The organism is Sphingobacterium sp. LZ7M1, from assembly GCF_024296865.1.
Lineage (GTDB): Bacteria > Bacteroidota > Bacteroidia > Sphingobacteriales > Sphingobacteriaceae > Sphingobacterium.
Map to the genome: position 1 here is coordinate 3247037 of NZ_CP101134.1, position 11029 is coordinate 3258065.

The 11029-nt window shown below is 41.0% G+C and carries 9 protein-coding genes; 5 read left to right on the plus strand and 4 right to left on the minus strand.

Features of this window, described 5'->3' with window-relative positions:
- From NMK93_RS14040 to NMK93_RS14055, 4 genes are read left to right on the plus strand one after another with little or no spacing between them, the layout of a single operon-like run.
- Entirely contained in the window at positions 1–1611 is a 1611-nt protein-coding gene (locus NMK93_RS14040) for a DUF5008 domain-containing protein (RefSeq protein ID WP_185217550.1), read from the plus strand.
- A gap of 10 nt (positions 1612–1621) precedes the next feature.
- Positions 1622–3340, plus strand: a complete 1719-nt coding sequence (locus NMK93_RS14045; protein WP_254527981.1) for a LamG-like jellyroll fold domain-containing protein — start codon at positions 1622–1624, stop codon at positions 3338–3340.
- Between the two features lie 11 nt (positions 3341–3351).
- On the plus strand, positions 3352–4728 hold the full coding sequence (locus NMK93_RS14050) for a DUF1735 domain-containing protein (protein ID WP_254527982.1): 1377 nt from the start codon (positions 3352–3354) through the stop codon (positions 4726–4728).
- A gap of 29 nt (positions 4729–4757) precedes the next feature.
- Positions 4758–5783 carry a PKD domain-containing protein gene (locus NMK93_RS14055; RefSeq protein ID WP_185214209.1) on the plus strand — a complete coding sequence of 342 codons (1026 nt, stop codon included), beginning with the start codon at positions 4758–4760 and terminating at the stop codon, positions 5781–5783.
- Positions 5784–6148: 365 nt separating this feature from the next.
- On the opposite strand, the gene yajC is transcribed toward NMK93_RS14055, so the two are convergent.
- From yajC to NMK93_RS14075, 4 genes are read right to left on the minus strand one after another with little or no spacing between them, the layout of a single operon-like run.
- The gene (gene yajC / locus NMK93_RS14060) at positions 6149–6460 is read right to left on the minus strand and encodes a preprotein translocase subunit YajC (RefSeq protein WP_185214208.1); all 312 of its coding nucleotides are present in this window, start codon (positions 6458–6460) and stop codon (positions 6149–6151) included.
- A gap of 27 nt (positions 6461–6487) precedes the next feature.
- Positions 6488–6931, minus strand: coding sequence for a DUF1573 domain-containing protein (locus NMK93_RS14065; protein ID WP_254527983.1), 444 nt, complete (start codon positions 6929–6931; stop codon positions 6488–6490).
- Positions 6932–6942: 11 nt separating this feature from the next.
- The gene (gene nusB, locus NMK93_RS14070; protein WP_185214206.1) at positions 6943–7893 is read right to left on the minus strand and encodes a transcription antitermination factor NusB; all 951 of its coding nucleotides are present in this window, start codon (positions 7891–7893) and stop codon (positions 6943–6945) included.
- A 48-nt stretch (positions 7894–7941) separates the two neighbouring features.
- Positions 7942–9012 (minus strand): Glu/Leu/Phe/Val dehydrogenase, encoded by a 1071-nt coding sequence (locus tag NMK93_RS14075; protein WP_185214205.1) that lies wholly within the window; start codon positions 9010–9012, stop codon positions 7942–7944.
- A 147-nt stretch (positions 9013–9159) separates the two neighbouring features.
- Between NMK93_RS14075 and NMK93_RS14080 the strand changes: the two genes are divergently transcribed.
- A complete protein-coding gene (locus NMK93_RS14080) occupies positions 9160–10932 on the plus strand; it encodes an ABC transporter ATP-binding protein (RefSeq protein ID WP_254527984.1) in 1773 nt (590 codons plus the stop codon).
- Positions 10933–11029: the final 97 nt, after the last annotated feature.

Below are 11029 nucleotides of genomic sequence, written 5' to 3' on the forward strand. Positions count from 1 at the left end.
ATGAACAAGTTAGCTAAATATTATATATTCATATTTGCGGTCTTCGGATTGTTCTCATGCTCCAAAGAAGTGGATTACCATGCTGAACCTTATCAGGAAGGTAAACAAGCTTTGGGCATCGTGATGGAACGTACGCAAAAACCATCCCCTGAAACAGGTGGACCTGGAACCCAAGTGAAAATCAAAGTGTCGGGTCTGGCTGCCCATAAAGATAAAGCCGTATTTAACTTCAACGGTCAGAAGGCAGAGATTGTATCCATCACCGATTCTGAAATTACCGTTAAGGTGCCGGAATTCGCCAGCACAGGTATTACCAGTATCCTTATTGATGATATCATATTTTATGGTCCCAATTTCTCGGTTCAAGGAAAGGTTAAGATAGACCCTTCTTGGCAAGCAACATATGGTGCCTCTGGCGGTGGTGTATACGATTACTTACAAACCGTAGAAGAGAAAAATATCCTGATCGGTTCCTTTAACAACTATGAAAACAAAGGAAATATCAAACCGATCAATAGAATTGTCAGAACCTTTAAAAATGGACAGTTTGATGCGAGTTTCCGTCCTGGAAATGGAGTACAAGGATTCTTGAGCAGTATCATACAGATCCAAAATGCTTATTACATCGCCGGAAATTTCTCTGGTTATGATCAGCGGACCGACAATATCTCCAATTTGACCCGTATCAACTTAGTAGGACAGATCGATACCATGGCTGTAAAACCTTATCGTCCACCTCACCTACCTGATACCATCAAATACTACGCTAAATTCAATGGTGGTTTCAATGCTATGGTGAACAATATCAATGAACATAATGGCAAAATATTGGCAGTTGGTGACTTTAGATATCATATCCATAGAACTTACGGTAAACCAAACTATCTAGAGACCAGAGACTCTGTAATCCTAGATAGTACCGAGATCCGTTCTGTTGCTTTATTGAACCTGGACGGTACGCTTGACAAGACTTTCCGTTTCTCTGGAAACAAAGCATTTGCAGGTGCTAATGGACAGACCAAGGGCTTCTACCACAAAACCGGAAGCTTAAAAGGCAAAATGGTTGTTTTTGGTTCTTTTACCAGTTTCGACTCTGAACCTCATGGTTATATCGTTCGCCTGAATGCGGATGGAACTGTGGACAAAACCTTCAATGTCGGAAAAGGCGCCAATTATAAAGTGGAAAGTGTGACCTACAATGAAAAAACCGGAAAATATATGGTGAGTGGGGAATTCAACACCTTCAACGGCGTAAGTACGCCAAAATTAGTGATGCTAAATGCGAATGGATCGATTGATACCAACTTTAAAGTAAAAGCATTTAATGAAGGTGGTACCAGCAAATTTGCCTTACAGCTAGAAGATGGATTGATTGCCGTTTCAGGTAACTTCCTTACTTACAATGGTATTTCAAGGACCAACTTCATGATTATCGATGCGAAAGGCGATCTAGTAAGTGGCATGAACAATACCGGTATGGTTGGCGGTTTGATCTCGAGAATGTATGAAACGCGTTCTGATGATGGTAAGCGAGCGCTCTTGTTGTTGGGTGATTTCTACAAATTCGACAACATAGACACTAGAGGTATAACTAGAATAACCATTGAATAAACTCCTAATTATGAAGAAACGTATTTTAAACTCCATTTCAGCCTTCATGCTGATAATTCTGGGCCTTAATATCACTTCCTGTCAGGAGGAATTCTCTAAGGTTATTCCAGAAAACAATACGGATACCGTAGATGTAATCTACGGTACGCCAAAGGTATTGTTGTTGATAGCAGATGGTGCCCGCGGCGAATCCGTACGCACCTCCAATGTCACAACGATCAATGCCCTTCTGCCCCACTCCATTTACTCTTGGGTTTCCCTGAGTGAAGAAAACGCAGCAGGTATATATTCCAACTGGGCAAATTTGTTCACTGGTGTAAACTACAGCAAACATGGGGTAAGGGAAAATGATCTGGAAGCCAATAAATTTGATGCATATCCACTATTGGCTGCCAGGATCAAAGAATCGTCCGGTGATTCCATTAAGATGAGCACCATCAGCCCGAATGCTACCTTCCTCAAATATTTTGGGGCCAATACCAAAGCGCAGGCTGCCCAAAATGATGATGATGTAACCACGAAAGTAATCAATGACTTAAAGGACGAGAAGCTATCTTTCATTACAGGTCATTTCACAGCCATCGATGCCGTTGGTAAAACAGCTGGCTATGATGTTTCTAAACCTGCATACAAGGCTGCAATCGAGAAGTTTGATGGACAGGTAGGTCAGATCATCAAAGCCTTGGAAGCAAGACCTAATTATGCCAAGGAAAATTGGATGGTGATCATTACTTCAAGCCAAGGTGGCGATTATGAAATCCCACCAGCGCAAAATGACAATACCATCTTTAGTAATGCGGCATTGAACACATTTACCATAATCTATTCACCAAAATATGCAACCAAATTTATCGGTAAACCATTTATTGGGAATAAATTCATCGGTGATTTTATGCGTTTCAATGCTGAAAACTATGCCCAATTGGATGTTGGTGACAACAGTGTTTTCAATCTGGACAACGACGATTTCACAATCGAGCTAAAAATCAAAAAGAACAAAGGCCGTGACAATAACTATGCATTCTGGTATCCTTCCATTATTGGCAAGAGACAACATTGGCAAGGAGGCTGGGGTGAAGATCCAACAGGCATCGGATGGGTAATCCACCTAGATGGCGAGTCCTGGATTTTCAATGCCCGTGGTGATAAAGGAACGGGTGAGGTAAAAGCTGACCGAAACATGAACCGTGGTACCTGGAACTCGATCGCTATCACCGGACAGATGGTAGATGGCAAGAGAACCGTAAGGTTGTTCACCAATGGCGAGCAAACCAAGGAAGCTGACATTACAGGTTGGGGTTCCATTACATCGGATGCCAAATTCCGTATCGGTTTCCTAGAAACACGTGAAGGCTGGCGTTCTGATGCCTATATAGCCGATGTAAAATTCTGGAAAGAAGCTCTTTCTCCGGAAACGATCAGACAATACAGTTGTGATGTAGGTATTGTATCAAACCATCCGAATATCAATTTCTTGGCTGCCTATTGGCCAATGAACTCGAAGGATGCTACAACCATCGTGGATGAAGGTCCTTTAGGTGCAAACCTAAAAACAAACGGAACTTACCCGATTACCACATTGAACGATTTCATTTGTGCACCGACTTCGTCGACATTGAGTTCAATGGTACCTAGAAATATCGATATCTCTACGCAAATTATCAGTTGGTTGAAAGTACCAAGACAATTGAGCTGGGGTCTTGATGGTCGTGTTTGGATTGATAAATAAACCTATAGATTATGAAAACCATATTGAAATTATTCAAAAATATATACTTGCCCATCCTTTGTTTTTCAGTCCTTTTTGGATGTAAGGATACGGCTCTGGAGGATTTCTCCATCAAACCGGGCTCCGCTACGACGGTAGGTTCTGGGGACATTGCCGGAGGGATTACCAAAACCAATGAACAGATCACCGTTCCGGTAAGTATCAAATTGAGCAGTCCTGCTTCAAAGGCTTTTGATGTCAACCTAGCGGTGAATCAAAAAGCAGCGGCTGACCATATCAAAAGCAAGAACCTGGGCAGCAATTACATTGCTGTAAAACCAGAATCAATCTTTTTACCAAACAGTACCAAGGTAAATTTCGGAGCTGATTCTGCCGTGTTCAATGTGACCGTCACCCGTACCGAGGTGGAAAAATATTTCGGAAAGAACATTGTCATTGGATACAGCATTACCAATGCCGGGAAAGGAAACAATATTGATAAAAACAATGCAACAGGTGTTCTTATACTGAAAGTCAATGATCTGATCACGGAATCAGACATACATTTCATTTCCCTAACAAATGGCGCAGGAGCGATCTTAGAAGCTAAAAACCAAGTAAATTATGTCAGCTCCTCCTCGGGATTGACCATGCCATTGGGTATTAGCTTGGCCAGTTTCCCTGGATCTGCCTTTACCGTGGATGTGGTAACCTCGACTGATACCATTGCTCAATTGATCAAGGACGGTAAGCTACCAGCAAATACGGTTGGTCTTACACCTGAGCAATATACCATACCTTCTAAAGTACAGGTAGCGAGCAATGCGAAATCTGCAGGTCTTGAAATCAACGTTCCTTGGTCGGTGGTCAATGCTAATCTGGACAAAAAATTAGCGGTTCTTGTAGAACTGAGCGCTCCTACCCTACATGTGCTTAATCCTCAGAAAAACTATAGTATCATTCTGATCGATTCAGAAAATGTGGTGGAAGTAGATGTGACCAATGATGCTGAATATTCTTACAGCAGAAATAATGATAATCAAAATGAAAATGCTGTCAAATTGATTGACAACAATTACAACAGCAAATTCCTATTGTTTGATTTCGTAGACCTCGAATTAAAGCTTGTTTATAATGAGCCGCAGAAGATTGGGGCTTATACCTTCACTTCAGGAAATGATGCTCAAGAAAGAGATCCAGCAGAATGGGTACTTTATGGATCCAATGATGGAACTACTTGGGAAGCTTTGGATACACGCAGAACGGAAGTTTTCAATAACCGTACAGAAACCAAACGCTTTAACATTGAATTCCCTAAAGCATACAAACAGTTCAAGCTACATATTGAAAGAACTAGAAGCAGTAGTTTATTCCAAATGGCGGAATGGAGAATGGTTAGAATTCCTTAACAATTACAATGATCAGAACGATGAAAATAATGAAATATGCATTTTTCTGCTTGATCTTGGCTTCGATCAGCAGCGCATGTACAAAGGATGAACAGGGGGTTCCTGAAATCATAGAGAAAGAGCCGAAGCCAACTGCTGCTTTTACCTATGCTTTGGCAAATGCCAATGACCCCTTTACCTATAAATTCGACAACAAGGGTACCAATTTCATGGAAACACGTTGGTCCTTCGGGGATGACAGTACATCCTCTGTGGCTGCACCATCACATACCTTTTTGAATACGGGGACATATGTCGTGAAAATGGTAGCCCTAAATGGAGAAGGATATTGGGCACAACGCGAGGAGACGATCCGGATCTCTGCAGCCAACCTGATCAAGGTAAATACCAAGACCCTTGGAGCAGGCAAACTGAACCTTTCCTTCACTACCAGTATGGCGGTGAGCAAAACGGAATGGCGTGATGGATATAAATCCTCTGGAGCGATCCTGAGTACCGACAAAACTATTGACCTGACCTTTGACCCGGGAACCTTCAAGGAAATCCAGCTTAAGCTGACGACGGCTAAAGGATCGGTTGCACTCATGAATCTTTTTGTGTCCGAATTGGGACTGATCAAAGATGTGACTACCTTTGAGAACATGTTCTCGGTATCCCATGAGAACAATGGTGGCCCGGATGGTGGAGAAGGATCCAAGAAAATGATCGACGGTGATATCACTACCAAAATATTTGTGGGTGGTGTGGGACCAAATATGAGCTGGCAGTTCCTATTTGACTCGCCGCAAGTCGTGAATGGCTATAGCATGACCTCAGGTAATGACTCGCCAGACCGTGACCCAAGACGTTGGAAAGTGGAAGGCTCCATTGATGGTAAGACTTGGGTAGTGGTTGATGAAAGAGGTCCAGAATACTTCACGGAAAGAAGGCAGTCTAGAACCTTTAGATTCACCAATACCACGGCCTATAACTATTACAAATTCTCCATGACTGAATTGAATGGAGGAAGCAACTTCCAGATTTCGGAAGTCCGTATCCTCGAATTCCCTCACTAGAAATTCCACATTAGAATTTAATACGTTAGTGAAAACCTGGTTGCTGATTCTGTTTACAGAAAAAGCAATCAGGTTTTTTTTAATCATTCCTTTTTAGGAATTATTTTTTCAGTTTGACCTCATTGGAGACACATTGCTAAAACTCGCAAAATGCGCTAGAAAAATCTAAAAGAAATCCCGAAGCATTCCTGAAAATGTCTTGAATGAAACCAAAAAAAATCTCGCTGCATCTTTTGAAATGCAGCGAGATTTTTTTAAAGTATTTAGTAATTAGTATTTAGACACCGATTGAAATAAATCAAGACCTAAATTAACCGATTAAACTATGTAGTAAAGTCTAAATACTAAATACTTTCTACTAATTACTATTTAGCTTCAGTATTCAAAGCCTTAGAAGCCTCTAGCGAGATAGCAGTTTTGTCAAAGCGGATTTTCACGCCATTACCTACGTCTACCAAGAAAGTTTTGTCACTTACTTCAACGATACGGCCATGGATTCCAGCAGTAGTCACTACTCTAGAGTTTACACCAATTTCTTCGATATATTTTTTGTGTTCTTTTTGCTTTTTCATTTGTGGTCTAATCATAAAGAAATAGAAAACCACAATGATTAATACCATAGGAATTAACTGTGTAAAGCCACTTCCTCCTACTTGTAATAAAATTGTTGAAATCATTTGTATATTATAGTTTATAGTTACTTATTAGATTGCTTCTACTTCACCTTTCAGTTGAACGGTGCTGATGTTTGCCTCAGCGTTGGAAGCAATGGTGATAATTTTTTGTTGTTGTCCTACCTGACCACTGCTATTGAATTCCACAGCGATTTCACCAACTTTCCCTGGCAATACCGGAGTCGTGGTAAAGGTAGGTGTGGTACAGCCACAGCTCGCAGAAACTTGGGAAAGGATTACTGGGCTAGTTCCGGTGTTTTCGAATTTGAAAACATGCTTAACCACTTCGCCTTCTTTAATCTTTCCGAAATCATAAACGGTTTCCTCGAATTGCATCTTTCCGATTCCATCGTTTCCTTTAGTTGCTACTGTTTCGGTAGTATTTTGCGCATCAGCATCTGCTTTCTTGCCTTCTTGGTTACAAGAAGCAAACAGAACTGTTGCTGCAACAAATGATAAAATAAGTTTTTTCATGTTAATATGATTTAAGCGATCAATCCCCTACCTTCTTTTTTGATTCGTCTTTGCGCGTTCAAATCAGCAAGGATTTTATCTAAGATACCATTGATAAAGGTACTACTTTTCAAGGTACTGAATGATTTAGAAAGTTCGATGTATTCGTTGATGGTAACTTTTACAGGAATTGTCGGGAAATTGATCAATTCAGTGATCGCCATACGCATCAATAGATTATCTACCAAAGCGATACGGTCTGACTCCCAGTTCTTGGTTTTCGCAGCCACCATATCTTGGTATTCATCTGTATATTTGATGGTCAACTTCAATAGATCGATGATAAAGTCTTTGTCCTCTAACCAACTTGGTGTCAGATCAGCCAATTTGTTTTTTGCAGGAACTTCGGAACTAAAATTCTTGAAGGTCTTGGCAATCATAGCTTGAAGAACCTCTTTGTCCACTTGCCAATTGATGAAACGTTCATCTAAGGCTTGCTCGATATCTGGAGACTTAAGGATAATCTTTTTGAAGATGTACTTAATGATATCTTTTTCAGCTGAGATGGAACGGTCTTCAAGATTTAGGTATTCCAGATAGGCCTCTGAGTCCTTGAGTTGGGAAAAGATAGAACGAACAATTTCTGGATCGTAATTCCAATCAACTTTATAGCGCTTTACCTTTTCAAGGTACTCACGGTTTTGGCGCAAGGAATCAATGAAGGTATTGCTATTTAATTTTGTAGAAGTAAAGGTCTTATCTTTATCGCTTGGGATCCACTTATTTGCGATTCCTTCCACATCGACTAGGACATACTCAGCCACTTCATCTAGGAGATTCAGCGTCCAGATGTACATTTCATCGACTTCCTCCACACTTTTGAGCAGACTTTTCTCAAAATTGACGATGTTCTTGTCTTCCGACAAGCTGTAGGCATACAATGTCTGCATGACCTTTACCCTAAGGTGTCTTCTATTTAGCATAATTTATTGAAAGAACGAATATTTAATAAAGAACGATATTATACTATATTATTTTAATTTTCTCATGTCCTGAATACGCTTTTCAGCTAATTCTTTAGCGGCCTGATGAGTTGAGATATTTTCTTCTTTTGATTTTTGGATAACGTGTCTTGTTGCTGTGTAAATGTAACGGATCAGGTGATCAGTGCGATCAGCACCATAACCTTCTAATTCCGAGAAACAGCTGATCAATGCACCTGCATTGATTAAGAAATCTGGTGTGTATAGGATGTTGTTTTCCTTCAGTAATTCAACGGTTTTTTCCTCTTCCAACAATTGGTTGTTTGCAGAACCAGCAATGATTTTACAGCGCATACGTGGAACTGTATCCGGATTAACGGTTCCTCCTAAAGCACATGGAGCATAAACATCAGCATCCAATTCAAAACTTGTAGAGTACGTAATAGGTTCAGCTTTGTATTTGGCTGCGATCTTCATCTTACGCTCTTCGGTCATGTCGGAAACATATACCCTAGCATTCTCAGCACGTAATAGAGAAACCAGATGCTCTCCTACACTACCTACCCCTTGAACTGCGATCTTTCTTCCGGCAAGGTTATCATCGCCATAAAGCTCTTTGATAGCAGCTTTGATTCCGTAATAAACACCTTTGGCGGCAAATACGGTTGTATCACCAGAACCATTCAATGAAGTTGGCAAGCCAGCAACATAATTAGTTTCTGCGTGAATGTATTCTAAGTCTTTTTGGGTGGTACCAACATCGATGGAAGCGATAAAGTTTCCATTCAATCCGTTGATAAACCTTCCAAAACGACGCATCAAGACTTCTGATTTTTCGGTTCTGTTGTTGCCAATGATAATGGCACTACCTCCACCTAGGTTAAGACCGGCAAGGGAAGCTTTGTAGGTGATCGCTTTAGATAAACGCAAGGCATCTTCGATAGCTTCAGCTTCGGTTGCATAAGGCAACATACGAACGCCACCGATAGCAGGTCCTAAAGTGGTGTCATGAATAGCTACAATAGCTTTCAAACCAACTTCCTTATCATTACAAATGAAAATATTTTGATGGTCTGAAACACGCATCAAATCAAATAGCGAGGTAGAATCTTTTTGCATAAACAAACAAAATTAACAGGTACAAAATTAGCAAATTATTTAGTTCTTTAGCCAAAAGCCTTAAAATATTCGATTTAAGGCAAACTATTGACATTATCACAACTTTACTGCATAGTTTATTGAAAATTATCCATTATTTTTGTTCAAATGAAGGAACTATCATACCTCAATAAATTTTTCTATAAATATCGTTGGCGCGTAATCCCAGGTGTGATATTCGTAATTATATCCAATTACTTCGGAATTCTGCCTGCACAGGTCATCCGTGAAGCTTTTGACTTGGTCAAAGAGAACATCGACCTGTACCGGTTGTACGATGGTTTTGATAGGCAATCCATCATCTATGAGGTATTCAGTAAATCCCTTCTGTTTTTTGGTATCGTCGTCCTGGTCTTGGCCCTGTTGCGCGGGATATTCCTCTTCATGATGCGCCAGACCCTGATCCTGACCTCAAGACATATTGAATATGATATTAAAAATGAAATCTACCAGCATTATCAGCAGCTAGATTTCGCCTTCTACCGTAGGAATAATACGGGTGACCTGATGAACCGAGCGACGGAAGATGTCAATCAGGTCCGTAACTACCTAGGTCCAGCAATCATGTACGCGATCAATACGGTTGTATTGTCCATCATGATCATCTATGCCATGTACAATGTCAATGCGACATTGGCTACTTATGCCCTACTGCCTATCCCGATCATTTCGGTGATAATCCTGTTTGTAAACAAGGTGATCAATAGACGGAGTGAACGGATCCAGCGTCAATTGTCGCAACTTTCTTCATTTGTGCAAGAGACTTTTTCTGGTATCCGCGTTATCAAGACCTACACCCGCGAACAGGACAAGATGGACAAATTCAAGGTGGAAAGTGACCGCTATAAGGACATCAATCTGAACTTGGTTAAGGTCCAGGCTGTCTTTTTCCCTTTGATTATTTTCTTGATCGGCTTCAGTACCATCATTACGGTATATATCGGTGGCCTTGAAGTGAACGCTGGTAACATCACTGCGGGAAATATCGCGGAGTTTATTATCTATGTCAATCAATTGACCTTCCCGGCGATGTCCTTGGCTTGGGTGACTTCGCTTATTCAACGTGCTGCAGCATCCCAGAAGCGGATCAATGAATTCCTGGACACCAAATCTGATATTGCTACCGGCCAACTGACGCATGAACTGCACGGTGATATTGAGTTGAAGAACGTCTCTTTCACCTATCCGGAGACAGGCATCAAGGCCATAGACAATGTCAGTTTCCATATCCCTGCTGGTAAAACCATGGCCATCATTGGAAGAACAGGTTCAGGTAAATCCACCTTGGCCAACCTATTGATGCGCATGTTTGATGCAGACCAGGGTGAAATCCTTTATGACAGGCATAACATCAAGGAATATGAACTAAAATCGGTGCGAGAGCAAATCGGCTTTGTACCGCAACAGGTTTTCCTTTTCTCGGATACCATTGCCCGTAACATTGCATTTGGTCTGGACCAAGTTGATACTCCAAAAGTGGAGCAGGCAGCTAAAGATGCCGTGGTGTATGACAATATCGTCGGTTTTGACGAAGGCTTTGAAACCCATATAGGTGAACGTGGAATCACCCTTTCTGGAGGACAGAAGCAAAGGGTTTCCATTGCAAGGGCACTGGTAAAAGACCCTAGGATCTTGATGTTTGACGACTGTCTATCGGCCGTGGACACCAAGACCGAAGAAGAAATCCTTCATAATCTCGGCAAAATCATGGATGGCAGAACCTCCATCATCATCGCCCACCGTATCTCCACCATTAAAAACGCGGACCATATCATCGTCCTGGAAGACGGTAAAATCATCGAAGAAGGTACCCACGAACAGCTCCTGAATATGGATGGTGAATACGCCTCCCTCTACGAAAAACAATTGTTGGAGGCTTAAAAATTATCCTCAGAAAATATTTTCAAATAATTCGTTTCCCCTCCTGTTAAATCAGATGTAAAATATTTACATTTGACTATAATTATTACCAAATCAT

What these genes read in the sequence shown, in the direction of transcription:
- NMK93_RS14040 (WP_185217550.1), top strand. Translation starts at nt 1, where the DNA reads ATGAACAAGTTAGCTAAATATTATATATTCATATTTGCGGTCTTCGGA.
- NMK93_RS14065 (WP_254527983.1), bottom strand. Translation starts at nt 6,931, where the DNA reads ATGAAAAAACTTATTTTATCATTTGTTGCAGCAACAGTTCTGTTTGCT.
- NMK93_RS14055 (WP_185214209.1), top strand. Translation starts at nt 4,758, where the DNA reads ATGAAATATGCATTTTTCTGCTTGATCTTGGCTTCGATCAGCAGCGCA.
- NMK93_RS14075 (WP_185214205.1), bottom strand. Translation starts at nt 9,012, where the DNA reads ATGCAAAAAGATTCTACCTCGCTATTTGATTTGATGCGTGTTTCAGAC.
- NMK93_RS14080 (WP_254527984.1), top strand. Translation starts at nt 9,160, where the DNA reads ATGAAGGAACTATCATACCTCAATAAATTTTTCTATAAATATCGTTGG.
- yajC (WP_185214208.1), bottom strand. Translation starts at nt 6,460, where the DNA reads ATGATTTCAACAATTTTATTACAAGTAGGAGGAAGTGGCTTTACACAG.
- NMK93_RS14045 (WP_254527981.1), top strand. Translation starts at nt 1,622, where the DNA reads ATGAAGAAACGTATTTTAAACTCCATTTCAGCCTTCATGCTGATAATT.
- nusB (WP_185214206.1), bottom strand. Translation starts at nt 7,893, where the DNA reads ATGCTAAATAGAAGACACCTTAGGGTAAAGGTCATGCAGACATTGTAT.
- NMK93_RS14050 (WP_254527982.1), top strand. Translation starts at nt 3,352, where the DNA reads ATGAAAACCATATTGAAATTATTCAAAAATATATACTTGCCCATCCTT.